The sequence below is a fragment of the Ensifer sp. ENS07 genome, assembly GCF_014852185.1.
Taxonomy (GTDB): Bacteria; Pseudomonadota; Alphaproteobacteria; order Rhizobiales; family Rhizobiaceae; genus Ensifer; species Ensifer adhaerens.
In genome coordinates this window covers 758,765-782,303 of record NZ_JACVBE010000001.1, presented here as the reverse complement: position 1 = coordinate 782,303, position 23,539 = coordinate 758,765, and the positions used below count along the sequence as shown (strand labels likewise).

General features: G+C 61.8%; 31 protein-coding genes, 1 tRNA gene and 1 pseudogene. 16 read left to right on the top strand and 17 right to left on the bottom strand.

What is annotated here, in order from left to right:
- Position 1 precedes the first annotated feature (1 nt).
- The 5 genes from IB277_RS03810 to IB277_RS03790 are packed head-to-tail and all read left to right on the top strand — an operon-like array spanning position 2 to position 2,016.
- Positions 2 to 445 (top strand): hypothetical protein, encoded by a 444-nt coding sequence (locus IB277_RS03810; RefSeq protein WP_192370723.1) that lies wholly within the window; start codon positions 2 to 4, stop codon positions 443 to 445.
- Positions 442 to 777, top strand: coding sequence for a hypothetical protein (locus tag IB277_RS03805; RefSeq protein ID WP_192370722.1), 336 nt, complete (start codon positions 442 to 444; stop codon positions 775 to 777). Before IB277_RS03810 ends, IB277_RS03805 begins: the two co-directional genes overlap by 4 nt.
- Entirely contained in the window at positions 774 to 1,148 is a 375-nt protein-coding gene (locus tag IB277_RS03800) for a hypothetical protein (protein ID WP_192370721.1), read from the top strand. The genes IB277_RS03805 and IB277_RS03800 overlap by 4 nt, the downstream gene beginning before the upstream one ends.
- A complete protein-coding gene (locus IB277_RS03795) occupies positions 1,145 to 1,339 on the top strand; it encodes a hypothetical protein (RefSeq protein WP_192370720.1) in 195 nt (64 codons plus the stop codon). The genes IB277_RS03800 and IB277_RS03795 overlap by 4 nt, the downstream gene beginning before the upstream one ends.
- Positions 1,339 to 2,016 (top strand): hypothetical protein, encoded by a 678-nt coding sequence (locus tag IB277_RS03790; RefSeq protein WP_210339571.1) that lies wholly within the window; start codon positions 1,339 to 1,341, stop codon positions 2,014 to 2,016. The genes IB277_RS03795 and IB277_RS03790 overlap by 1 nt, the downstream gene beginning before the upstream one ends.
- Positions 2,017 to 2,039: 23 nt before the next feature.
- Here the strand turns inward: IB277_RS03790 and IB277_RS03785 are convergent, their stop codons facing one another.
- Positions 2,040 to 2,333: a hypothetical protein gene (locus IB277_RS03785; RefSeq protein ID WP_192370718.1), complete on the bottom strand. Its 294-nt coding sequence runs from the start codon at positions 2,331 to 2,333 to the stop codon at positions 2,040 to 2,042.
- Positions 2,334 to 2,404: 71 nt separating this feature from the next.
- Between IB277_RS03785 and IB277_RS03780 the strand changes: the two genes are divergently transcribed.
- The 4 genes and pseudogenes from IB277_RS03780 (at position 2,405) to IB277_RS03770 (ending at position 4,570) form a co-directional block, all read left to right on the top strand.
- On the top strand, positions 2,405 to 2,788 hold the full coding sequence (locus IB277_RS03780; RefSeq protein WP_192370717.1) for an HNH endonuclease: 384 nt from the start codon (positions 2,405 to 2,407) through the stop codon (positions 2,786 to 2,788).
- Positions 2,789 to 2,826: 38 nt separating this feature from the next.
- On the top strand, positions 2,827 to 3,237 hold the full coding sequence (locus IB277_RS03775; protein WP_210339587.1) for a hypothetical protein: 411 nt from the start codon (positions 2,827 to 2,829) through the stop codon (positions 3,235 to 3,237).
- Positions 3,234 to 3,404, top strand: a pseudogene (locus IB277_RS38850) (helix-turn-helix domain-containing protein); the annotation flags it as partial. The gene IB277_RS03775 and the pseudogene IB277_RS38850, both read left to right, overlap by 4 nt.
- Positions 3,405 to 3,424: 20 nt before the next feature.
- Positions 3,425 to 4,570: a site-specific integrase gene (locus IB277_RS03770; protein ID WP_192370715.1), complete on the top strand. Its 1,146-nt coding sequence runs from the start codon at positions 3,425 to 3,427 to the stop codon at positions 4,568 to 4,570.
- A 129-nt stretch (positions 4,571 to 4,699) separates the two neighbouring features.
- On the opposite strand, the gene IB277_RS03765 is transcribed toward IB277_RS03770, so the two are convergent.
- A tRNA-Pro gene (locus tag IB277_RS03765) sits at positions 4,700 to 4,776 on the bottom strand.
- A gap of 374 nt (positions 4,777 to 5,150) precedes the next feature.
- Here IB277_RS03765 and IB277_RS03760 point away from each other — a divergent pair.
- Positions 5,151 to 5,315 carry a hypothetical protein gene (locus IB277_RS03760; protein WP_089043959.1) on the top strand — a complete coding sequence of 55 codons (165 nt, stop codon included), beginning with the start codon at positions 5,151 to 5,153 and terminating at the stop codon, positions 5,313 to 5,315.
- A 191-nt stretch (positions 5,316 to 5,506) separates the two neighbouring features.
- Here the strand turns inward: IB277_RS03760 and IB277_RS03755 are convergent, their stop codons facing one another.
- From IB277_RS03755 to IB277_RS03730, 6 genes are all read right to left on the bottom strand, one after another.
- Positions 5,507 to 6,043, bottom strand: a complete 537-nt coding sequence (locus IB277_RS03755) for a MerR family transcriptional regulator (protein WP_060580887.1) — start codon at positions 6,041 to 6,043, stop codon at positions 5,507 to 5,509.
- 139 nt (positions 6,044 to 6,182) lie between these two features.
- Positions 6,183 to 6,521: an integration host factor subunit alpha gene (locus tag IB277_RS03750; RefSeq protein ID WP_034803721.1), complete on the bottom strand. Its 339-nt coding sequence runs from the start codon at positions 6,519 to 6,521 to the stop codon at positions 6,183 to 6,185.
- Positions 6,522 to 6,613: 92 nt separating this feature from the next.
- The gene (locus IB277_RS03745; protein WP_090294554.1) at positions 6,614 to 7,585 is read right to left on the bottom strand and encodes a beta-ketoacyl-ACP synthase III; all 972 of its coding nucleotides are present in this window, start codon (positions 7,583 to 7,585) and stop codon (positions 6,614 to 6,616) included.
- Between the two features lie 4 nt (positions 7,586 to 7,589).
- The gene (gene plsX, locus IB277_RS03740) at positions 7,590 to 8,648 is read right to left on the bottom strand and encodes a phosphate acyltransferase PlsX (protein ID WP_192370714.1); all 1,059 of its coding nucleotides are present in this window, start codon (positions 8,646 to 8,648) and stop codon (positions 7,590 to 7,592) included.
- A gap of 202 nt (positions 8,649 to 8,850) precedes the next feature.
- On the bottom strand, positions 8,851 to 9,402 hold the full coding sequence (locus tag IB277_RS03735) for a DUF177 domain-containing protein (RefSeq protein ID WP_034803727.1): 552 nt from the start codon (positions 9,400 to 9,402) through the stop codon (positions 8,851 to 8,853).
- Positions 9,403 to 9,490: 88 nt separating this feature from the next.
- Positions 9,491 to 10,030, bottom strand: a complete 540-nt coding sequence (locus IB277_RS03730; protein ID WP_034803730.1) for a ubiquinol-cytochrome C chaperone family protein — start codon at positions 10,028 to 10,030, stop codon at positions 9,491 to 9,493.
- Between the two features lie 138 nt (positions 10,031 to 10,168).
- Here IB277_RS03730 and IB277_RS03725 point away from each other — a divergent pair, with 138 nt between their 5' ends.
- On the top strand, positions 10,169 to 10,675 hold the full coding sequence (locus IB277_RS03725) for an outer membrane protein assembly factor BamE (protein WP_034804258.1): 507 nt from the start codon (positions 10,169 to 10,171) through the stop codon (positions 10,673 to 10,675).
- Positions 10,676 to 10,745: 70 nt separating this feature from the next.
- On the opposite strand, the gene IB277_RS03720 is transcribed toward IB277_RS03725, so the two are convergent.
- The 4 genes from IB277_RS03720 to ribH all read right to left on the bottom strand — a co-directional run bounded on the left by IB277_RS03720 (position 10,746) and on the right by ribH (position 15,252).
- On the bottom strand, positions 10,746 to 12,881 hold the full coding sequence (locus IB277_RS03720; RefSeq protein ID WP_090294555.1) for a sodium-translocating pyrophosphatase: 2,136 nt from the start codon (positions 12,879 to 12,881) through the stop codon (positions 10,746 to 10,748).
- 195 nt (positions 12,882 to 13,076) lie between these two features.
- Positions 13,077 to 14,306, bottom strand: a complete 1,230-nt coding sequence (locus tag IB277_RS03715; RefSeq protein WP_060529814.1) for an MFS transporter — start codon at positions 14,304 to 14,306, stop codon at positions 13,077 to 13,079.
- A 5-nt stretch (positions 14,307 to 14,311) separates the two neighbouring features.
- Positions 14,312 to 14,794 (bottom strand): transcription antitermination factor NusB, encoded by a 483-nt coding sequence (gene nusB, locus IB277_RS03710; protein ID WP_034803740.1) that lies wholly within the window; start codon positions 14,792 to 14,794, stop codon positions 14,312 to 14,314.
- Positions 14,791 to 15,252, bottom strand: coding sequence for a 6,7-dimethyl-8-ribityllumazine synthase (gene ribH, locus IB277_RS03705; RefSeq protein WP_034803742.1), 462 nt, complete (start codon positions 15,250 to 15,252; stop codon positions 14,791 to 14,793). The genes nusB and ribH overlap by 4 nt, the downstream gene beginning before the upstream one ends.
- A 230-nt stretch (positions 15,253 to 15,482) precedes the next feature.
- On the opposite strand from ribH, the gene IB277_RS03700 reads away from it, so the two are divergent.
- The 5 genes from IB277_RS03700 (at position 15,483) to IB277_RS03685 (ending at position 18,099) form a co-directional block, all read left to right on the top strand.
- A complete protein-coding gene (locus IB277_RS03700; RefSeq protein ID WP_246807057.1) occupies positions 15,483 to 15,965 on the top strand; it encodes an HAD family phosphatase in 483 nt (160 codons plus the stop codon).
- Positions 15,890 to 16,174, top strand: a complete 285-nt coding sequence (locus IB277_RS37955; RefSeq protein WP_338082096.1) for an HAD family hydrolase — start codon at positions 15,890 to 15,892, stop codon at positions 16,172 to 16,174. Before IB277_RS03700 ends, IB277_RS37955 begins: the two co-directional genes overlap by 76 nt.
- 191 nt (positions 16,175 to 16,365) lie before the next feature.
- A complete protein-coding gene (locus IB277_RS03695) occupies positions 16,366 to 16,866 on the top strand; it encodes a cupin domain-containing protein (RefSeq protein ID WP_090294558.1) in 501 nt (166 codons plus the stop codon).
- A 24-nt stretch (positions 16,867 to 16,890) separates the two neighbouring features.
- Positions 16,891 to 17,466 (top strand): GNAT family N-acetyltransferase, encoded by a 576-nt coding sequence (locus IB277_RS03690; protein WP_089043957.1) that lies wholly within the window; start codon positions 16,891 to 16,893, stop codon positions 17,464 to 17,466.
- A gap of 282 nt (positions 17,467 to 17,748) precedes the next feature.
- Positions 17,749 to 18,099, top strand: coding sequence for a hypothetical protein (locus IB277_RS03685; RefSeq protein WP_060522165.1), 351 nt, complete (start codon positions 17,749 to 17,751; stop codon positions 18,097 to 18,099).
- Positions 18,100 to 18,173: 74 nt separating this feature from the next.
- Here IB277_RS03685 and IB277_RS03680 read toward each other — a convergent pair whose 3' ends face one another.
- The 5 genes from IB277_RS03680 to IB277_RS03660 form a co-directional block, all read right to left on the bottom strand.
- Positions 18,174 to 18,794: a riboflavin synthase gene (locus IB277_RS03680; protein ID WP_192370713.1), complete on the bottom strand. Its 621-nt coding sequence runs from the start codon at positions 18,792 to 18,794 to the stop codon at positions 18,174 to 18,176.
- Positions 18,794 to 19,903, bottom strand: a complete 1,110-nt coding sequence (ribD, locus tag IB277_RS03675; RefSeq protein WP_090294560.1) for a bifunctional diaminohydroxyphosphoribosylaminopyrimidine deaminase/5-amino-6-(5-phosphoribosylamino)uracil reductase RibD — start codon at positions 19,901 to 19,903, stop codon at positions 18,794 to 18,796. Before ribD ends, IB277_RS03680 begins: the two co-directional genes overlap by 1 nt.
- A gap of 18 nt (positions 19,904 to 19,921) precedes the next feature.
- Positions 19,922 to 20,395, bottom strand: coding sequence for a transcriptional regulator NrdR (nrdR, locus tag IB277_RS03670; protein ID WP_034803756.1), 474 nt, complete (start codon positions 20,393 to 20,395; stop codon positions 19,922 to 19,924).
- A 10-nt stretch (positions 20,396 to 20,405) separates the two neighbouring features.
- A complete protein-coding gene (gene glyA, locus IB277_RS03665; RefSeq protein WP_034803759.1) occupies positions 20,406 to 21,701 on the bottom strand; it encodes a serine hydroxymethyltransferase in 1,296 nt (431 codons plus the stop codon).
- A 184-nt stretch (positions 21,702 to 21,885) separates the two neighbouring features.
- Positions 21,886 to 23,214: a murein L,D-transpeptidase gene (locus IB277_RS03660; RefSeq protein WP_034803761.1), complete on the bottom strand. Its 1,329-nt coding sequence runs from the start codon at positions 23,212 to 23,214 to the stop codon at positions 21,886 to 21,888.
- Positions 23,215 to 23,539 lie beyond the last annotated feature (325 nt).

Below are 23,539 nucleotides of genomic sequence, written 5' to 3'. Positions count from 1 at the left end.
CATGATCAAGAAGGCACCCGAGCACCCGCCTTTCTATCTCATCCGAGACGGCGACCGCCTTATCGGTGAGATGGAAATGGATCGCGAGATGATCCGAGAATTCCCGATTGGCCAGCGGATCCAGGCTGACCTTCGCACCGGTCGCGTGCCCAGCCGTCTCCGCTTCTATTTCAAGTTCCTGCGGGAAGTCGTGAAGGCGACCGAGTGCGCACCTCATCCGAAGGCGCTTCATCAGATGGTGAAGCTGCGCACCGGCTACACCGACGACGTGATCATCAGCGGCTTCATCGTGAAGGTGCCGTCCTCGATCTCGTTCGAAAGCATGGACGAGCCGACCTTCGAAGGCTTCCTGAAAAACGCCGTCAGATTTATCGCCGAAGAATTCGGCGTCACGCCGGAAGACGTGATGCCAGAACGCCCAGAGCAGCACCGGAGAGCATCATGAGCCACGAAGCACGCCTATTGCCCGGCAGCCTGTCAGAAATGGACGCGCTGACGTGCGATGATCCGATCACCGCCCTGATCGCGCGCCTGTCGGTCTCCACAGTTCATGAGAGTTTGGTCAAGTTCGTGAACTCGGAAATCCAGCGTCCGGGCGCGAACGTCGATCACATGCTCATCGGCATTGCCGCCTACACGATGCAGATGCATGCGAGCTTCGCCGCGACCTTTGTCGATGCTGACCGCGCCGACGATGTCGTTGCTCAGTTTCAGGCGGTCTTTGACCGGACGTACCGCGAGCACTTCGTCGACAGCGCGAAGGAGCTGGCAGCATGACCGGCCCGTTCCTTATCTGCGACCTGCGCACCGAATGGAACTGGCGCCCGTACGTGACGTTCTGGCGGCCGAATAACGCCAACTATGCCTACCCGCTTGTCTGGGCCGGCGATTATACTGAAGCCGACGTCATGAAGGGCGGTGCCTATTACACCACCGTCGAGAGCGGGATTCTGATCCGCTTCCCCATCTTGCGCTCGCTCGTCGAGCCGATGACAGTCGCGCCGGAGCCGGGCCACATCGATGGCGATACCGGTCCGGTCGTTCGCAACGATCCGAAGACCTGCGCAAGGTTGAGAGAGCTTGCCTATCAGCCTGCGCTCTTGGCATTCGCCAGTGCGGAGTTGTGCGGTCAGGCGGTGCCAGCATGAAAGCCCTCCTCCGCTCCCTCCGCACCTGGTGGTTCCTAAGAACCATCGACCGGACCTTCGACCGGGCACACCCGGAGCTCAAGAAGCGCCGCGAGGCGATCAAGGCCGCCCAAGGCCAGCACCGGAAGACGAAACACCTTCAAGACGAACTGCAGCAGGAGATGACCCGGCTGCTGAAAGCGGGGCTGTGATGGCGCTGAAAGCTTATGCCGTCCTTGAGAAGGACGAATACACCGGCGATATCTTCTTCGCCAAACATTCGATCGTCGCCGCGAAAACGGGAGCGAACGAGTATGGCGACGGCGAGCTATCCTATGTGCAGTGCCGTCGCGCGCCGTGGGCCGACGTGTTCGCCGGGAAAGGCGTACCGGCAAAGGTTGCCGTTGATCACGGCTGGCGCTTTGAATGCAGCGGCTGCGCGATCACCATCGATGAGGACATGGAATCCGAGCACCACCTGCCGGTCTCTGGCGTCATCGGCTCGATGCACGGCACTGTCTACTGCTGCGCCCGCTGCAAGTGGCGGCGCATGAAGAAGGAAGCCCGACGCCAGGAGGAGGAAGCGGCCGCCATCGACGATTTCAAAGCGATCGTCCGCACGCGGTTCCCCGATGTCGAATTCTGCGACGACGAAGACCAGTTCCGAGGTAACCACGCCTACCTGACGCGATCCTGGGGCTCGCGCTTCTGGCACAGGGCGGAAATCATGGTCGCCTTCCGCTTTCCCGGCATGGCGATCGGACCTGCGCACTTCCGCATGGATAGCCATCACAAGATCGGCCCGACGAATGCCTACTACACCTGCTGCAACGGCGACCGTGAAGCCTTCGAAGCCTATGCCAAGGCTACCCGGAAGGTGGTGCACTGATGTCGAACAGACAGCAACGCCTATCAGCTGCTCTTGGGAACCTCTTCGTCAAAGCGGGTCTTTTCTCGCCCCGGGTCGTCTTCGAGGATCTCCTCCTCGGTGTCGTCCGGCAGGGCTTCATCCGGTTCAATGTTGGCCTCGTCGCTGCTTGGAACCGGCGGCACGAGTCCCGCGTCGGCCTGCCGTTCGCTGGCATCCGCTCCAGATCGGTCTGGCAACGGAATCGGCTCAAGATCCATCTCCGGCGGGCGTGGCTTTGCAATGGGCTCCGGCATCGTCTTGTTGGTTTCGGTCTGGTTGACCTTGGCGGCTTTCATGTTTCGGCTCCTTTCCAACTGGAAGACGAACTGTATGCCGTCGGTAAAGTTCCGTACGGGGAGGCATTCTGATGCGCAGCCTCCCCGAATGGATTGCCAAGCACGACGACCAGAAGGTTCCCGACCGGGTGCGCCAGCGCGTCTTCGACCGTGAGGCCGGCATCTGCCACCTGACCGGCGAGAAGATCGACCCGGTGCGCGACGAGTGGGACCTCGACCATAAGATTGCCCTGATCCTCGGCGGCGAACACCGCGAGACCAACCTATTCCCGGCCAAACGGGAACCTCACCGCCGGAAGACGGCGGTCGAGATGAAGGTCAAATCCAAGATCGCTCGCACCCGCAAGAAGCACCTGGGGATCGCCAAACCGAAATCAAGTCTGTCCCACCCGCGTTTCAAGCGCTGCATGGACGGCACGGTCGTTGACCGCAGAACCGGAGAAGTCATCCGATGAGCCTGCCTTACTCGAATTCGACGTCAGGCCGATCGGCAATGGACGATATCCGCAAGACCATCCAGGCTTTCGGCTGCTCGAAATTCGCGCCTATGGAGGACTTTGCCGAGGGCAAGGTCATAATCCAGTTCGAATACCGCGGGCGGACGGTGCAGGTAGAGGCCAGCGCAAAAGGGTATGCCGCAGTCTGGCTACGCGTGAACCCATGGACCAACCGGATGCGCCGAACGCAGAAGGAGCACGAGAAACGTGCGCTCGAGCAAGGGCAAATCGCTGTCTGGTCCATCTTGCGCGACTGGATCAAAGGGCAGCTGACCGCAGTGGAAACCGGCATCCTATCATTCGAGGCCGCCTTCCTCGGTCAGATCATGCTGTCGACTGGCGAGACCGTCATCGAGCGCGTCACGTCTCAGGGGCTTCTCGCGGCGCCAAAGGAGGACCGGCCATGAGCGCACCCATGCTCCTCGACAGCGAGCAAGCTGCCGAGCTCCTCAACGTCTCCACCCGGACCTTGCGTGAATTCGTGAAGGCTGGCGATATAGCCTATGTGCCGCTCGGCGCCGGCAGGTCGAAACCGCGTCTCGGCTTCACCATGGACGACATCAACGAATTCATAAAAAGCCGGAGAACACGCGAGTGTCCGTCTACAAGCCAAAGAACACCCCGTACTACCACTTCGACTTCCAGGTCGCAGGGGTACGATATTATGGCTCTACGGAAACAGCGAACCGACGCGAAGCAGAAGCCCGCGAGAAGGTAGAGAAGGATAAGGCCAAGGCGGCTGCGAAGGCCGCCAAGCACGCCAACGGCGCCGGCCCCCTCACCCTCGGCATTGCGACCGCAAGATACTGGACCGAGATCGGCCAGCACCACGCCAACAGCGAAACCACCTGGACCGACATCAACCGCCTCGTCGACTACTTCGGCGCGGCGAAGCTCATGTCAGCGATCGGCGACGACGATATCGCCAAGCTCGTCCAGTGGCGACGAGCCCAGACCGCATGGGGCAAGGCTGAGACGAAGGACGGCGAGCCTATGCGGCTCGTGTCGGCCGCGACCGTGAACCGGTCGACCACGCTCGTGATCAAGAAGATTTTCACCCGGGCGAAACGCACCTGGCGCTACGACTTCCCGCTCGAACCGAACTGGCGCGACCATTGGCTCAAGGAGCCGGTCGAGCGCGTCCGCGAATTGAAGCAGACGGAAAGCGCGTCGCTCTATCTCGCAACCAGGAGTGACTATCAGCCGATCTTCGATTTCGTGCGCGCCACAGGCCTGCGCCTGCAAGAGTGCATCCTAAGATGGTCCGAGGTGGACTGGCAGACTGGATGGATTACGAAGCCCGGAAAGAACGACCGACCGGTGAGAACCGCGATCACGTCCGAGGTGCGGGAGATCCTGCTCCCGCTGCGCGGCCACCATCCTGAATTCGTCTTCACGTATCAGGCGGCGCGCACGCGCACCGGCGAGGCTTCATACAAGGGAGATGGGGAAGGAAGGAAGAAAGGCGACCGGTATCCAATCACCTACAGCGGGCTAAAAACCCAGTGGAAGCGGATCCGCGGCAAGGCCGGCGTCGAAGACTTCCGCTTCCATGACTTCCGACATGATCTGGCGACCAAGCTTTTGCGCGAGACCGGGAACCTGAAGACGGTCCAAAAGGCACTCAGCCACCGCGATATCAAGACGACGACACGCTACGCACACGTGCTCGACGAGGAAGTCGCAGGGGCCCTTGAATCGCTTTCGAAGCAGCGACGCAAACAAAGGAAGAACAAATGACCTGGGCGCTTCGGGACTTTTTCGGGACTATCCGTTCCCGAACCCGCGTTTTGAGCGCGATATGTTCCGGTTTTCTCTACACGACGAGTGGCGGTAGCGAGCCAACATCGTTGAAAACAAAGGAGAAAATGGTCGGAGCGGCGGGATTCGAACCCACGACCCCTTGACCCCCAGTCAAGTGCGCTACCGGGCTGCGCTACGCTCCGAACCGAGGAAACCCCTATATAACCAACGCTTAGAGCGCAAGCGGGAAAATGCGGCCTGGATCGAAAAAGGAACAAACGGCGTGGAAAAGTATGTTTGGGAACCGAAAGTCCAACGGGACTTTCCGGAAACTCACAGCATGGCGTCGCGCCTGTGATGCGACCGTGGAGCGCCACTGGGTGTCTGCAAGTTCCGATGCTGCTTGACGAGGAAATCACCGACCGCTCGTCCGTCTACCGAACCTTCACCAAAACGAGATCCCGTCGCTCGAAACTTGCTGCCTAACGCAACGTGAGCTTGCCATCATGGATGATTTGAGGGACAGTTTGATACTGGCCCTTGAGGCCTGGAGCGTCTCCCCTTCTAGGAGAAAACCATGCCTCTTAAGTCCCTTATGGCCCTCACCGCGCTTGCGCTTCTCACGCTCTCCGGCTGTGCGACCTCCGGTTCGACCAACACGACCTATGCGCAGTGGACCGGCCCCTACCCGGAGCCCGACGTCTCCGCGGCGAGCCCCGGCGGCTTCCGGATCTCCTACTGACGCCTTTCAATCCTTGCTGGAATAGTCGCGCGGGCGCCCTGCGGACGGACGCGCATATGCCCCCCGTCGGCGGGCACCCCGCCGACGGCACCATCTTGGCAATCGTGTAAAAGGTGTCTGTGGAGGCAACCGCATTCGGCAGACGTTCGGCCGTGCGGAACCGGTCTTGATAATCGCCTGAAATGGCTTTCTCAGCGCACCTGGTCGAGAAGCCGCTTGCATTCCAGGAGGTCGTAGAGCGCCTCCTGAAGCAGGGCGCGATCTTCCTTGCCAACGGACGAGGATTTTCCGAGCGAGATCTCCGGCACGTCGTCGCTGTTGCCGCCGAAGGAGAAGAAACGGCGGCTCGCCGGCGCCTTGGCGCGGCCGACGATCTGATCCTCCTCGGAAAGACCAGCCTTCGGCGGTGCCGGCTCCTCGTTGCTGGAGGCTGCCAGCGCCTCGACGGTCGCGAGATCGCCGCTTGCAATCGCCGCGACGAACTTGTTGCCGTTGGTCTTCAGGAGCTTCTGCACGCCCTTGATCGTATAGCCGTGATCATAGAGCAGATGCCGGATACCCTTCAGAAGGTCGACATCCTCCGGCCGGTAGTACCGCCGGCCCCCGCCGCGCTTCATCGGCTTGATTTGCTGGAAGCGGGTTTCCCAGAAACGCAGGACATGCTGCGGCAGATCGAGATCGTCAGCGACCTCGCTGATGGTGCGAAAAGCGTCCGGGCTCTTTTCCATATCGTTCCCAATCCATGCCGTGCGACTCAGGCTCGAAAGCCGTAGTGAGCCGATACCGCGCCAATGATGGCACGAATCGGCTCCATTTCAACGGCTTATGGATGGGTTTTCAACCACATTTGTGGCTGTCGTCAGGCGTTCACGAAACGGGAGATACCGGTTTCTGCTTGGCCCTGCGGCCCAGATGCGCCTTCAGGACGCGCTGCTTCAAGACATTCGACGCCTTGAAGGTCATCACGCGCCGGGGCGAAATCGGCACTTCCTCGCCGGTTTTCGGGTTTCGCCCGATGCGTTCGTTCTTGTCGCGGACCTGGAAGGTCGCGAAAGAGGACAGCTTCACACTCTCGCCACGCACGATTGCGTTGCATATTTCGTCAATGACGGTTTCCACCAATTCGGCAGACTCTGTCCTCGACAGACCCACCTTGCGAAAAACCGACTCAGCCAAGTCCGCCCGTGTTACTGTTTTTCCGCTCATCTTCCCCCACCAACGTCTGGTACGCCGATCAGCGTCCGAAGACTATTGCCCTTGCCTTTTGCGGTCAAGCGTCTGTTGCTTAAGCAATTTCTTTACCAGCGGAGAAGCACGGAGCCCCAGGTGAAGCCGCCGCCCATGGCCTCGAGCAGGACGAGGTCGCCCTTCTTGATCCGGCCGTCGCCCGCCGCCGCATTCAACGCCAGCGGAATGGAGGCTGCGGAGGTGTTGCCATGGAGATCGACCGTGACCACAACCTTATCGAGAGGGATGCCGAGCTTCTTGGCGGAGCCGTCGATGATGCGCCGGTTGGCCTGGTGCGGCACCAGCCAATCCAGATCTTCGGCCGTCGTCCCGGTCGCCTCGAAGGCAGCCTCGATCACATCGGTGATCATGCCGACCGCGTGCTTGAAGACTTCGCGGCCTTCCATCTTCAGATGGCCGACCGTCCCAGTGGTCGAAGGGCCGCCATCCACATAGAGCTTGTCGCGATGTGCGCCGTCGGAGCGAAGCTTCGCCGTCAGCACGCCCCGGTCGGCAATGGTGCCCTCGCCTTCCTGGGCTTCCAGGATGATGGCGCCGGCGCCGTCACCGAAGAGCACGCAGGTCGTGCGGTCGTTCCAGTCGAGGATACGCGAGAAGGTCTCCGCGCCGATCACCAGCACGCGCTTGGCAAGCCCACCGCGGATATAGGCATCCGCCGTGGTAACCGCGTAGACGAAGCCCGAGCAGACCGCCTGCATGTCGAAGGCCGCGCCATGGCGCATACCGAGGCGGTCCTGGATGTTGACAGCTGTTGCCGGAAACGTGTTGTCGGGAGTGGAGGTCGCCAGGATGATCAGGTCGATATCATCAGGGGTAAGCCCAGCATTGGCGAGCGCAGCACGCGCGGCACCTTCGCCGAGCGAAGCTGTGGTTTCGCCCTCGCCGGCGATGTAGCGCTGCCGGATGCCGGTGCGCTGCACGATCCACTCATCGGACGTATCGACCTTGGATTCCAGCTCCTGATTGGTGACCACGCGCTTCGGCAAAGCTGCGCCGAAACCGCGAACGACGGAACGGATCATCTATTCAAACCTCATCATTCATGCCGGCGGAAAGGGCCTTGGGCGGTTCGCCGCCATGGTACTTCGCCAGATCGAGCTCGATCTTCGACTTCAGGCCATTCTTCACCATGTCGTAGCCGACATCGATCGCGGCTGCAAAACCCTCGGCATCTGCACCACCATGGCTCTTGATCACGACGCCATTGAGGCCGAGGAACACGCCGCCATTGACCTTCCTCGGGTCCATCTTCTCCCGCAGGCGGTCGAATGCGCCCTTGGCCAGGATGTAGCCGATCTTGGCAAGAAGCGTGCGCGACATCGCCGCGCGCAGATATTCGGCGATCTGGCGCGCGGTGCCTTCGGCGGCCTTGAGTGCGATGTTGCCGGAAAAACCTTCCGTGACGACGACGTCGACGGTCCCGCGACCGATGTCGTCGCCCTCGACGAAGCCGTAATAGTCGAAGCCGTCGATGTTGGCCTCACGGATCAGGCGGCCGGCTTCCTTGACCTCTTCCTGTCCCTTGATTTCCTCGACGCCGACATTCAGCAGCCCGACCATCGGCCGCTCGATCTCGAACAGCGCCCGTGCCATGGCGCCGCCCATCAGCGCGAAATCCATCAATTGCTGCGCGTCCGCGCCGATCGTCGCGCCGACATCAAGCACGATGCTCTCGCCTTTCAGCGTCGGCCAGATGGCGGCGATCGCCGGCCGTTGAATTCCCTGCATGGTGCGCAGACAGAAGACCGACATGGCCATCAGCGCGCCGGTATTGCCGGCGGAAACGACGACATCTGCCTCGCCGGCATTGATCGCGTCGATCGCTTTCCACATGCTCGACTTGCCGCGGCCGCGGCGAAGCGCCTGGGTCGGCTTCTCGTCCATGGCGACTGCAATCTCGCAGTCGTAAAAGGTGCTGTTGGCCTTCAGCTTCGGATGTTTTTCAAGGAGGCCCGCGCACTGCGCTTCGATGCCGAACAAAACGAACTTGATGTCCGGATGACGTTCAAGCGCCCTTGCGGCGCCGGGGATGACGACTTCAGGACCATAGTCGCCCCCCATCACGTCAAGTGAAATTCTGACCACGCGTGTCTTATCCTTCATTTCTGCCACACAACACGTGCCGCCGCGGCGTACTCAACGGAAACGCATTGACGAAACATATTGCTTCTGACGCTTGAGCCAAGCACGCGGCAGATCGCTTTAGCGGCTCTTCTGGCCGGTTTGGGGCCAAAATACTGCTTTTCCTTTGCGTGACAACCGAATTGTAGATGACGCTTTCGCGACCTCAGTCCTTTTTCCAGTCCTTCAGGACCGCAAAGGGGTTCGGCTTCTTGTCATCGGCAGATGTGCTCTCGATGCGCTCGCCGAACGTCACGCCGGGCTTACGGGGATAAGGCTCGATCGCGAGTGCAACCTGCTCGCTGACGACGACGCCGGCGTCGATGGTGTCGCCGATAAAGGTATCGGGAATATCGGGGCCGTCAGGGTCGAGAATCATCTCGCCGCCGTCATTGCTCGCCTGGCGGGCAAGCCGCGAGCCCTCGGGCACGAAGATCGCTTCGACCGGTTCGTCGATATCGGCTTCGACCGGCTCAAGAGTGACAACACAGCTCTGCACGACGCGGGCCCTGACGTCGCCCTTGATCTTCACGCCATCCTTCTTCCAGCGCGCGATCTGCAGGTCGGCTTCGAGCGACAGAACCTCGTTGATGTTCCAAAGCGCGGCAAGCGCCTTGCGCTCGCGCTCGTTGGCGGAGAGATGCACGCTGACCGCGTTCGCCGAAATGTGCCCTACTTTCACCGGATAAGAAAAGGCCGCCTGACTTTCGTCTTTCATGATTGGATCCTTCCTCGCGCGGGCTACCTGGCACCCATCGCGAACGCAGCCGCCAACCGGCTGCCGGTGGCGACGCTCTTGTTTTCTATTACGCCCCAGCCGGCGGAATGTGCAACTGGCCGATTTCGACGGCGTCTTCCGCGACGTCGACGAGCTGGGCCTCAACCGCCAGCAGATAGCCAGCGAGCGCAACCATCGAAGGCGCCGCGTCGCCGCCATCAGGGTGGAAGTTGCGCCTGAGCGCTGCCGCCAGGGCCTCGACGTCCCTTGCTTCCAGCGCCGCCGCATAGGATTCGAGTCGACCGTAATACATGCCGGCCAACTTCTTCATCTTCTTCGGCACGCCGGCATCGCCGACACCGAGCTCGCGGATCGAGTGATCCACATCCTCGAAGAAGGCATCGATGATCTCCTGGGCGATTTCCTGGCCAGGCCTTGCCGAAGCACGTGTGCGGCGGAAATAGAGGATCAGCGTCGCCGATAGCATCTCGAACCGGCCCATGACCGTGTCCGGAACATCGAGGTCGGTGTAAAGGTAGGGCTGGCGTGCCGCCGCCGTCAGCAATGCATATTGCCGCTCGACAATCGCGGTGTTGCCACTTTTTCTTTTAAACAGTCCAAAAATCATCACAAAGCTCGGGCTTGGCTTTCTCGAAATGCGCGCAAGCGCCCATGACGTTGTTGCATGACAGCCGAAGCTGGTTTACCGAAGCAGGCACGAATTGCAATGGCGGATCTGCCATCGTTTCTCCAAGGGGAGCTGTCGTTGACGAAGCGGTATTTGAGAAAAAACTTTAAGACCCTCGGCCGCGTGGCGGTCGTAGCCACCATCGCCGGTTTTACCCTTTCCGCCTGCCAGTCCGCCAATGTCGGTGAAGTTCTCCATCAGGGCTATGTGGTTGATCAGGAAACGCTAAACCTCGTTCCGGTCGGTTCCAGCCGCGAGCAGGTGCTGCTCTCGCTCGGCACGCCGTCGACGACCGCGACCTTCGACAACGAAGTGTTCTACTACATCTCGCAGACGCGCAAGCGCCCTGTCGCCTTCATGAAGCCCAAGCTGATCGACCAATCGATCCTGGCCGTCTATTTCGACAAGGAAGGCACCGTCAGCCAGCTGGCTCACTATACGCTGAAGGACGGCAAGGTCTTCGACATGCTGACACGCACGACGCCGACAGGTGGCAAGGAAACGAGCTTCCTCGGCCAGCTGCTGACGGGCCCCGGCGCCGGTCAGGCCGCGGCGCGCAGCCTGTTCAAGGACTTCGGCAACTAAGCCTCCCCATTCCAAACAAAAGGCCCGCGGAACGATGTTCCGCGGGCCTTTTGTTTGCGCATCGATGCGATCAGGCGAGGACGGCCAGAAGCAAGAGCGCCACGATGTTGGTGATCTTGATCGCCGGGTTCACAGCCGGCCCGGCCGTGTCCTTATAGGGGTCGCCGACGGTGTCGCCGGTTACCGACGCCTTGTGGGCCTCGGAGCCCTTCAGATGGCGTTCGCCATTCTTGTCGACAAACCCGTCCTCGAAGCTCTTCTTGGCGTTGTCCCAGGCACCGCCGCCCGAGGTCATCGAGATCGCCACGAAGAGGCCGTTGACGATGACACCGAGCAGAGAGGCACCGAGAGCCGCGAAAGCCGAAGCCTTCGAGCCCGAGAGCAGCAGCACGCCGAAATAGACGACAATCGGCGCCAACACCGGGAGCAGCGAAGGAATGACCATTTCGCGGATCGCCGCTTTTGTCAGAAGGTCGACGGCGCGGCCATAGTCCGGCCGTTCGGTCCCCTGCATGATGCCGGGCTTCTCGCGGAACTGGCGGCGAACCTCCTCGACGATCGACCCGGCCGCACGGCCGACCGCAGTCATCGCGATACCGCCGAAGAGGTAGGGAATGAGACCGCCGAAGATCAGCCCCGCGACCACGTAAGGGTTGGAGAGATCGAAGGAGATCTGCCCGACATCGGCGAAGTACGGATACTTGTCGCCGTTGGCGACAAAGTAGCTGAGGTCGTTCGAGTAGGCGGCAAAGAGCACCAGCGCACCGAGACCGGCCGAGCCGATCGCGTAGCCCTTGGTGACGGCCTTGGTGGTGTTGCCGACGGCGTCGAGCGCGTCGGTGGATTTACGCACTTCCGGCGGCAGATGCGACATTTCCGCGATGCCGCCGGCATTGTCGGTGACCGGACCGAAGGCGTCGAGCGCCACGATCATGCCGGCAAGGCCAAGCATGGCGGTGACGGCGATGCCAGTGCCGAAGAGGCCGGCAAGCTGGTAGGTCGCTATGATGCCGCCGACGATGACTATCGCCGGCAAAGCCGTCGATTCCAGCGAGACGGCCAGGCCCTGGATCACGTTGGTGCCGTGACCGGTCACCGACGCCTGGGCGATCGAGTTGACCGGCCGCTTGTTGGTGCCGGTATAGTATTCCGTGATCACCACGATCAGGGCCGTTACGATCAGGCCGAGAATACCGCAGAGGAACAGATTCCAGCCGGTGATCTCCTTGCCGGCGACGGTGCCGATCGTGCCCCAGCCGATGGTGAAGGACGTGGCGGCGCCGAGACCGAGGATCGACAGGACACCGGTCACGATCAAGCCCCTGTAGAGCGCACCCATGATCGAGTTGTTGGACCCGAGCTTCACGAAGAAGGTGCCGACGATCGAGGTGATGATGCAAGCCGCGCAGATGGCGAGCGGATAGACCATGACGGTCGCAAGCACAGGCGTGCCGGCAAAGAAGATCGCCGCCAGAACCATGGTCGCCACGACCGAGACCGCATAGGTCTCGAACAGGTCGGCTGCCATGCCGGCGCAGTCGCCGACATTGTCGCCGACGTTGTCGGCGATGGTTGCCGGGTTGCGCGGATCATCCTCGGGAATGCCGGCTTCGACCTTGCCGACGAGGTCGCCGCCGACGTCGGCACCCTTGGTAAAGATGCCACCGCCGAGACGGGCGAAGATCGAAATCAGCGATGCGCCGAAGCCGAGCGACACCAGTGCGTCGATGACTTCGCGCGAGGCGGGCTCATGACCCAGGCCGGCCGTGAGGACGACGTAGTAGACCGAGACGCCAAGGAGTGCGAGGCCGGCCACAAGAAGGCCGGTGATCGCGCCGGATTTGAATGCGATATCGAGACCGGAGGCGAGGCTCACGGACGCCGCCTGGGCAGTGCGGACGTTTGCCCGGACCGAAACATGCATGCCGATGAAACCCGCGGCACCCGAAAGGATCGCACCAATCAGAAAGCCGAAAGCGGCGGCGGGAGAAAGAAGAACCCAAGCGGCGATGAATACGACGACGCCGACAATGGCAATGGTCTTGTATTGACGCGTGAGATAGGCCTGCGCCCCTTCACGAATGTAGCCTGCGATTTCTTGCATGCGGGCGTTCCCCTGGTCGGCGGCAAGCACCGACTGTGTTGCCCAGATGGCATAAGCCACCGCGAGCAACCCGCATGCGATAACGCCCAATAAAATGGTCATTTCGCATTACCCTCCGTTACAACCCGCGGACTCACTCCCGGCCGCAGGCCCCTCAAAACCGCGAATCACGCACCACCTCCTCAAGCAGCACCCCTCACGGCGCGGCCAGAGTGCGGTTGCAACAGGAGATCGTCAAGCCCCGAGAAACGCCACTGGCGGCGCCTCGTTCGCTTTAGATTTCAGGGGAATGGAGCGTTAGGCGGCGGCCTTGCGCGGCGCCCGCTTCAGAAGCAGCAGGAGGATAAGGCAGACGATCGTTACCGGCCACACGACCGCGTTCAGCATGTCCCAGCCATAGGCGGTTAGCACCTTGCCCGAGGCAAACGACGACAGTGCCACCGTGGTGAACAGGATGATGTCGTGGAAGGCCTGAACCTTGTCGGCCTCCTGTGGGCGATAGCTGCTGGCAACGATCGCCGTCGAGCCGATGAAGCCGAAATTCCAGCCAAGGCCGAGCAATACGAGCGCGCCCCAGAAGTTCCAGAGCTCGATACCCATATGCGCAACCGCCGCGCAGGCCATCAGCAGAAGGAGGCCGCAGCCGACAATGCGCTCGGCGCCAAAGCGGCTGATTAGCATGCCGGTGACGAAGCTTGGCGCGAACATCGCCAGCACGTGCCACTGGATGCCGAGCGTGGCGAGTTCGGTCGAGAAGCCGCAGCCGATCACCATGGCGACCGGCGCCCCGGTCATCATGAAGGTCATCAGCGCGTAGCTGGAAATGCCGCAGATCATGCCGGTGGCGAAGCGTTGGCTGCGGACAATCTCGCCGAGGGGACGGACAGACTGATCGTGGTGGGCACTCACCATTGCGCCCGGCTCGGGCAGCCGCAGCGGCGCGAAAAACAGGGCTGCAACCAGGCAAATCGGCATCAGGACGACGAAAGCCCCGGCAAAGGAAACCGGCGCGAACAGGTCGCCAGCAAAAATGACGATCTGCGGACCGAGAACGGCCGAAACGATGCCGCCACCAAGGATCAGCGAGATTGCCTTGGGCTTGTAGAACGACGGCGAGGCGTCGGCGGCGGCGAACCGCAACTTCTGCGTAAAGCCGTTCGACGAGCCGAGCATCGCAAGGGCGAAGGCGAAAAGCCAGAAATTCTCGCGGAAGAGCGCGACGGCGGCGAGTGCTGCCCCGGCGGCCGCGATTGCGGTCCCGCTCATGAAGGCGAAGCGGCGGCCGATCAGGCGCGACAACACCGCAACCAGCACGACGCCGAGCGCCATGCCGACGTTAAAGGCGGTGAGCGGCGCGGTGGCCAGCGACTTGTCCTCCGCCAGCATCTGGTAGCCGGCGACACCGCCGACCGAAAAGCAGATGGGGCCGACGACGCCAAGAACGGCCTGTGCGGCTGTCAGGAGGTAAACGTTGCGGCGTGTTTCGCGAAGGGTGTTCCCCATGTCCTCAGCAGCAGCCGCAACCATCGACTTTACTTCCTCGGTTCGCCGCGGACCTGCTTGGCAATGCGGTCGAGAACGGCATTGACCAGCTTGGGCTCATCATCCGAGAAGAAAGCCTTGGCGATCTCGACATACTCCGTGACGATCACCGGAACCGGCACGTCCTTGCGCTCGAGCATCTCGAATGTGCCCGCGCGCAAGATGGCACGCACGGTGGAATCGAGGCGCGACAGAGCCCAGTCGTCCTGGAGGGCCGAGCCGATCAGCGGATCAAGCTTGCGCTGGTCGCGCACGACACCGGCGACAATCGACCGGAACCAGGAGGCGTCAGCCTTCAGGTAGGTGTCGCCGTCGACATCCTGTCCGAGGCGATGCGCTTCGTATTCAGCAACCACTTCGAGGACACCGGTGCCGCCGATGTCCATCTGATAGAGCGCCTGCACCGCAGCGAGGCGTGCTGCACCGCGCTGGTTGACCTGCTTCAGCGGTTGATCCGAGGGGGTTTTCGTCACTTTTCCGTGCCCAATTTCTTCTTAAGTTCAATCATGGTCAGTGCCGCACGCGCAGCAAAGCCACCCTTGTCGCCTTCCGACCGGCGGGCGCGCGCCCAGGCCTGATCGTCGTTCTCCACCGTCAGGATACCATTGCCGATCGCAAGGCTCTCGCTGACGGCGAGGTCCATGATCGCGCGCGAAGACTCGTTCGCGACGATGTCAAAATGGTAGGTTTCGCCGCGAATGACCATGCCAAGGGCCACGAAACCATCATATTCGGTGCCGCCCTCGTCGGCGCCGTCGAGTGCCATGGCAATCGCCGGCGGGATTTCGAGCGCACCCGGAACCGTCACGATATCATAGGTGGCCCCGGCTGCGTCCAGCGCATGCTTGGCGCCGTCGAGCAATGCATCGGCCATATCGTCATAGAAACGCGCTTCCACAATCAGGATGTGGGCTGCCGTGGTCTCTGCCATGGATCACCTGTCTTTGAGAGTTCCGCGCCGGATGCGACCGGCTGAGGCGGCGGTAAAACCACGCCCGGCGCCGAATGGCAAGCAAATTCCGCCGCAGACGGCCTTTTGCCGCGTTTACAGGGCCGCAACATGCGGCCGTTGCCGCTGCAAAAAGCCAGTGCCGTGGGTCTTGCGCGGCCGCGTTGCTGGTTCCAAGTTCGAAGCCGTCGATATCAAGCTGGATTTTTCGTATGCCCGAAATCGGTTCGACCAACATCGTCCTGCCCATGAAACCTCTTGGCGTCGTCTTCGACATGGACGGATTGCTCTTCGACACCGAAGCGCTCTACCGCGACGCGATGATCCAGACGGCGGCAGCGCTCGGTCACAACATGCCTGTCTCCCTTTATCTCGATACGATCGGGCTTTCGGCCGAGGCGACACGCGTGTCGCTGCGCGGTCGTTTCGGCGATGCCTTCGACCTCGCTCAGTTCTGGGAGCGTGCCTCGGCGCAATTTGCGACAATGGCAACGACCGAGCTGCGGCTGAAGCCTGGCGTCGTCGATCTCCTCGACCTGCTTGACGGCATGGGCCTGCCGTTTGCGATTGCCACCTCGTCACAACATCACGACGTCCAGCGCAATCTCGACCGGCACGGATTGCGCGACCGCTTCCCGACGGTCGTTGCCTTTGGCGACTACGATCATGGCAAGCCGCACCCGGCCCCTTCCTGACGGCTGCAAGTCGGCTCGGTATCGCGCCGCAGTATTGCCTCGCTCTCGAAGACAGCCACAACGGCGTGCGTTCGGCTTCGTCTGCCGGCATGATGACGGTCATGGTGCCCGATCTCCTGCCACCGACCGAAGAAATGAAAACCCTTTGCGTTGGGATCGCCAGGTGTCTTCACGAGGTCGCCACGGCGCTGATCGGCAGACGAACGTGACCGCGCAGCTCGGCGTTAAACCAACGCGCGATAGCGCCCATATGCTTTCGCCAATGGATTGCAACACTAGGATGTATTCCTGTAACCATCGTCGCTAATTTTAGCGATCGCAGGTTGACGACGGGACGAACGCGCGACACGGATAGAACGTATTAGCGTTGCCGCGACAACGGTACGCAAGGGAGGAACATGTGACCGATACGAAAAAGCCGATCGTTAATCCCAAAAACCTAGAACTCGACTACTGGACGCAAGGCACCTTTTTCGAATCCCGCGACGCCGCCTTCGGCGCGCTACTCGGCCTCAAGGATCTGGGCATCGGCTACGGTGAAGTACCGCCGGGCAAGTCCGGCTGCCCGTTCCACAATCATCACGTCGAAGAAGAACTTTTCATCATCATCGAAGGCGAAGGCACGTATCGCTTCGGCAGCGAGCGATATCCGGTCGGCCCCGGCGACATTCTGGGCGCCCCTGCGGGTGGACCGGAAACGGCCCACCACCTGATCAACACCGGCTCGGTGCCGCTCAAGTACCTTTCCATCTCGACCAAGGCGGCCACGGAAATCTGCGAGTATCCGGACTCCGGCAAATTCCTTGCCAGGACGCGTGGTTCTGATGGCCAAAGACGCTTCCTTTTCACCGGCCGTCCGGAAAGCGATGTCGACTACTGGGACGGCGAGCCCGGCGCCTGATTTCATCACAGCTTAGGATCGAATATGCATAGCGTTCCCATTATCGAGACCGACCGCCTCATCCTGCGCCCCTACCGCCGTGACGATTTCCCCGCCTATTCCGCGCTGTTCGGCGATGCCGAGGTGATCCGCTATGTCGGCGGGGTGCCGTTTACGCGCGAACAGTCCTGGACGCGATTCCTGCGCCAGGTCGGCATGTGGCACTATTTCGGCTTTGGCTTCTTTGCCATCCAGGACCGGGAGACCGGGGGTTTTCTCGGCGAGGCCGGCTTCCACGACGTGCACCGCGCCATCACGCCTTCGCTCGAAGGGACGATGGAAACCGGATGGGCATTGTCACCGAAAGCGCACGGCAAGGGGCTGGCGACGGAAGCCGTCAGTGCGGCGCTCAAGTGGGCCGACCACCAGTTTCCGAAGCTACGCAAGACCTGCATCATCGACGTCGGAAACCGCGCCTCGATCCGGGTCGCGGAGAAGCACGGCTTCAAGGAATTCTGGCGAACGACCTATCACGGCAACCACGTGATCATGTTCGAGCGCCAGCAGAAGGCAGCAGCTGCGACAGGCGACCCAAGGGCTCGCGCGCACGCCGAAACATGAACAATTTTTAATTGTTTTCCTGATGCCAGCGCCATGGAAAGGGCCACATTCCGGCCCAGTTTCCTAGTCGTTGGCACGACGCGCCCTCCCCAAGAAGGGAGCAAACGCCGACCAATCAGTCGAAACAGTCCAGCGCCTTTGCTTGCGGGTGACAACGCCCGCAAACGAACCCTGCTGGCCGCCGCAAAGGGCGGTCCTCACCGGCCCGGAAACCCGCAAGGTTCCGCGTTCCCGTAACGGGTCGGTTTGCGCCTTGTTGCCGGCAAACAAAGGAGCATGACCATGAACCGCATAGCCAAGCTTTCCGTCATCGCTGCTCTCTCCGCCTTTTCCTTCGGCGGCGTCTCCTATGCTGCGAGCGCAGCCATGAACTGGCCGGCCGAAATCGACCACACCGTTCGCGATTTCAAGGGCGATCATTTCAACGTCGTCGACGTGGATACGCTGAAGGAATCGAGCCAGACGCGCATGTGGATCAACGAAGCGACGCCGCAACAGATTTCGTCCCTGCACGCGGCCGTCGAAGGCAACAAGCCGCTTGCAGCCAAGCTCAAGGCGCAGAATGTCGAGATGAACAACATTGCCGGCGCCGAACAGGCAGCCGATGGCAGCCTGACCCTCTACGTGCGTTGAGTGTCAACACCTCCCGAAACCAGAACCGCCCCCCAATTGGGGGCGGTTTGCATTCGGCAAAAGAGGAAGTCGGCTTACTCCGGCTTTGGTGCCGGTAATTCGGCGAGGCGCGCCGCATAACGCGCCATGGTGTCCACCTCGAAGTTCACGAAATCGCCGGCCTTGCGCTCACCCCAGGTCGTGACCTCCAGCGAATGGCGGATCAGGAGCACGTCGAACTCGGCGCCGGCGACCTTGTTGACCGTCAGCGACGTGCCGTCGAGCGCGACCGATCCCTTCGGCGCGACGAATTTCGCCAGATGCTCAGGCGCCCGCAGACGAAAGCGCACAGCGTCGCCTTCCGCTTCCACCGACAGAATTTCCGCCTTGTCGTCGACATGGCCGGAAACCAGGTGGCCGCCGAGCTCGTCGCCGATCTTCAGCGAGCGCTCGAGATTGATGCGCGTTCCCTTGGTCCAGCCGGCGATCGTCGTCAGGCGGAGCGCCTCTTCCCAGGCCTCGACCTCGAACCAGCGCTCGTTGCTGCCGGCTTCAGGCAAAGCCGTCACCGTCAGGCAGACGCCGGAATGGGCGATCGAGGCACCCATGTCGATGGTCTTCGGGTCGTAGCTCGTGGCGACACGCAGCTTGATACCTTCTTTCAGCGGGGTGACGGCGTCGACGGTGCCGATATCGGTAACAATGCCTGTGAACATCAGTTTTCTCTTTCGTATTCCTCGAACAGATCGCCGCCATACCGTGCCTGGGCGACGCGCCGGAAGCCTGCCGGCACGGACTTACGGTCAAATGGGGATGCAATGCCGTTTTCGCCAATGGTCCCCGGTCCGGTGTAGAGCTGGATACGGTCGACCAGATCAGCATCGAGAAAGGCGCGTGCAGCCACAGCACCGCCTTCGACCATCAGCGAGGAGATACCGCGGGAAGCGAGTGCCGCAAGAAGGTCGGCGATCGAGCCGGCTTCGAGCACCTCGACACCGGCGGCCTCGAGGGCCGCCTTGCGTGCTGCTCGGCCGTCATCAACGTCCGCATCCGCATCGCCGGATCCGTCGCTGGAGACCACGATGACGGGGACCTCCCGCGCCGTTAACACCAGTTTGGAGGAAAGCGGCAGGTCGAGCCGGCGGTCGAGAACGATGCGCAACGGCGAGCGATGTTCGAGCCCCGGCAAGCGTACGGTCAGTTCCGGATCGTCAGCCGCAGCCGTGCCGATCCCGACCAGGATCGCGTCGGTCTCCGCGCGCAGCATCTGTACCTGCCCGCGCGAAATCGGACCGGTGATGCGCACTTGCCCCTCGCCCTTGCGGCCGATCATGCCATCGGCCGAAACCGCAAGCTTGAGAGTCACATAAGGTCTCTTGCTGACCTGGCGCATGAGGTAGGCTTCAAGCGCGTGATGCCCTTCCTCGGGGAGCACACCGATATCGACGGTGATGCCAGCATCGCGCAGGCGCACGACGCCACGCCCGGCAACCCGCACGTCCGGATCGAGGATCGAAATCACCACGCGGGATATGCCGGAGGCGACAAGTGCATCGGCGCAAGGCGGCGTCTTGCCGTGATGGGAGCAAGGCTCCAGCGTCACATAGGCCGTAGCACCCCTCGCCTTCGCACCGGCCTCCGTCAGTGCCTGGGTTTCGGCATGCGGGCGGCCGCTCCGCGCGGTTACGGCCCGGCCGACGATAACGCCGTCCTTGACGATCAGGCAGGCGACGGAGGGATTGGTGGATGTCTGTCCGAGATGGTGGCGAGCCAGCCTCAGCGCCGCGGCCATGAACCTCTCGTCTTCACGGTTGGGCGCTGTCATGGCTCTATCCAGCGTAATCTACTCGCCGGGATCGCGCGCGATCTTGGCGCTGATCTCGGTGATGACCTTCTCAAAATCCTCCGCATGGGAGAAATCGCGATAGACCGAAGCGTAGCGCACGAAGGCCACGTCATCGAGGCTCTTCAGCGCTTCGAGCACCTGCAGGCCGATTTCTTCCGAAGGGATCTCGGTCTCGCCGGAGCTTTCGAGGCGACGGACGATGCCGGAAACAGCCCGCTCGATGCGGTCGCGATCGACCGGGCGCTTGCGCAGCGCAATCTCGAAGGACCGGAGAAGCTTGTCCCGGTCGAAAGGAACCTTCCGACCGGTTTTCTTGATGATCATCAGTTCACGCAACTGCACCCGTTCGAAGGTCGTGAAACGACCTCCGCAATCCGGACAAATCCGGCGGCGGCGAATGGCATTCCCGTCCTCTGCCGGACGGGAATCCTTCACCTGACTGTCTTCAGAACCGCAATAGGGGCAGCGCATGGGCGACCGATCACATGTAGCCGTACATCGGGAAGCGGTCGGTCAGCTTGATGACCTTGTCGCGAACACCGGCTTCGACGGCGGCATTGCCCTCGTCGGAGTTGGCGACCTTCAGGCCGTCAAGAACCTCGACGATCCGCTCGCCGATTTCCTTGAACTCGGCTTCCTTGAAGCCACGGGTCGTGCCGGCGGGCGTGCCGAGACGGACACCCGAGGTGACGAAGGGCTTTTCAGGATCGAACGGAATGCCGTTCTTGTTGCAGGTGATGAAGGCACGGCCAAGGGCGGCTTCCGCGCGCTTGCCGGTTGCGTTCTTCTTGCGCAGGTCGACGAGCATCAGGTGGTTGTCCGTGCCGCCCGATACGATGTCGAGGCCGTTGGCCTTCAGCGTTTCGGCGAGCGTGCGGGCGTTCTTGACGACCTGAGCCGCATAGTCCTTGAACGACGGCTGCAGCGCTTCGCCGAGTGCCACGGCCTTGGCGGCGATGACGTGCATCAGCGGACCGCCCTGGAGACCCGGGAAGACGGCCGAGTTGATCTTCTTGGCGATATCTTCGTCGTTGGTCAGAATCATGCCGCCGCGCGGGCCGCGGAGCGACTTGTGCGTCGTCGTCGTTGCAACGTGGCAATGCGGGAACGGCGACGGATGCTGGCCACCGGCAACGAGACCGGCGATGTGCGCCATGTCGACCATCAGCCAGGCGCCGACTTCGTCTGCGATCTCGCGGAAGCGCTTCCAGTCCCAGATGCGCGAGTAAGCGGTGCCGCCGGCGATGATCAGCTTCGGCTTGTGCTTGCGCGCCTGCTCGGCGACGTTGTCCATGTCGAGCAGGTGATCGTCTTCACGCACGCCGTAGGAGACGACGTTGAACCACTTGCCGGACATGTTGACCGGCGAACCGTGCGTCAGGTGACCGCCCGAGTTGAGGTCGAGGCCCATGAAGGTGTCACCCGGCTGCAGGAGCGCCAGGAACACGGCCTGGTTCATCTGCGAACCGGAGTTCGGCTGAACGTTGGCGAAGTTGACGCCGAAGAGCTTCTTGGCGCGCTCGATCGCCAACTCCTCGGCGATGTCGACGAACTGGCAGCCGCCGTAGTAGCGCTTGCCCGGGTAGCCCTCGGCATATTTGTTGGTCATGATCGAGCCCTGGGCTTCGAGCACGGCGCGGGAAACGATGTTCTCGGAGGCGATCAGCTCGATCTCGTGGCGCTGGCGACCCAGCTCCTTTTCGATCGCACCGAAGATGTCCGGATCGCTGTCGGCCAGAGAGCGGGTGAAGAAGGCGTCATTCGTCTGTGCAGTCATCGGCGCGAGGCTCCTCTCAAGGGTGGCAGTTCTTTAGCTTCCTCGCACGGCGAGAGCAATATCCGCTGTGCGGTTTGCGTCATTTCCCCCATCTGCCGCGCCGAAATATCGCGGCGCTCAACCCATGAAAAAGCCGCGCTCCCAAGGGAAGCGCGGCTCGAAGAATTCCGTGTCGCAAATTCGCTTATTGCGGCAAGGCGTCCTGGTCGACCGAGCCGGGCGACTGCTCGACGCCATAGGGGGTCTGCAGCGCCAGTTCGGTGGCACCGTCGCGCTGATAGATATCGTCGCGGAACTGCACGACGCCGTCCTTGGCAGACCAGGCGGTGATGTAGGTGAAGAAAACAGGGACTTCCTCGGCGAGCGTGATCGGCGTGTTGACGCCGGTCTTGATGGTCGCCTCGATCTGCTGGCGCGACCAGCCGGGCGTTTCCTTCAGAAGCCAGGTCGAAAGGTCGCGCACGTTCTGTACGCGCACGCAGCCCGACGATTCGAAGCGCATCAGCTTGTTGAACAGGCCCTGCTGCGGCGTGTCGTGCATGTAGACCTGATGCTCGTTGTGGAAGTTGATCTTCGTCGACGACATCGCGTTGATCTTGCCCGGGTCTTGGCGGAACATCAGGTTCGGCGCTTTTTCGGCGTTCCAGTCGACCGTCTCCGGCGACACTTCGCCGCCGCTGCCATCAAACAGGCGGATCGAGTTGCGCGCCAGATAGGTCGGATCCTTACGCATCAGCGGCATGATATCCTTCTGGATGATCGAGCGCGGCGCGGTCCAGTAGGGGTTGAGGATGACCTCGTAAATCTTCGAGTTCAGGATCGGCGACTGGCGGTCGATCTTGCCGACGATCGCCGTGTGGCGCAGCGCCACGCGGCCGTTCTCGACCGCTTCGATGTAGGCCGCAGGGATGTTGACCATCACGTAGCGGCGGCCGAGGTCGCCGGACATCGACTGCAGGCGCACGAGGTTGGTCTGGAGCTGGCCGAGGCGGGTGTTGGCGTCGACGTTGATCGCCTTCAGCGTGTATTCGCCGATGACGCCGTCCGCCGGCAGGCCGTGGCGGGCCTGGAAGCGCTTGACCGCGCCTTCGACGTAGCTGTCGAAGGACGAGGAGATGCCGGCCGAACGCGGCAGGTCGCCGGAAACCATCAGGCGCTGGCGGAGCTGCTGCACGGACGGATCGGTGACGCCGAGTTCAAGCTTGACGCTGGTCTGGACCGACGGCCAGCCGCCCTGGGACACGATGTTCTGATAGTCGAAGATCGCCTGCTGCACATGGGCGATCGTTTCCGGGCCGAAAACCGGCGTGTTCGAAACGACCGTCGTCGCGGTGCGCGATGCCCCTTTCGCGTCAAACTGGTCGTCCCAGGAGCCACGGCGAGGCGAATTGATGATCTCGTTCAGGGCGTCCTGTGCGCTTGCCGCGCCGGCGACTGCCACGGCGCCGAAGGTCGCTGCCGAGCGCAAGAAGGCGCGGCGCGAGAATGCATCAATTCCATTCTTTTTCGACATAATCCTACCATCCCAATGCGTCGGCACGCGCCCTATGCGCTGACACGCACGTTGCCGGAGCCCTAACACGATCGTGGTTAACAAAGGTCAACCAACGAGCCACCCTGCCCTCACATGTCTTCACGATGCCGCGAGTGAGGACCCTCATCCGGCAGGCGAAACGCGAAACGAATCCACATGCAAGAAAACACGTGGGCGCACCTACCGCATGCCGTCGTCGCTGTCATAGCAATATGGCCAATTCGTGTCTCGGCGCGAGCGAACGGCGACATGGCATGCCTTTTGCTTTTCGCTGGACGCGACTGGGTTGCGGCCGAACCGGAAA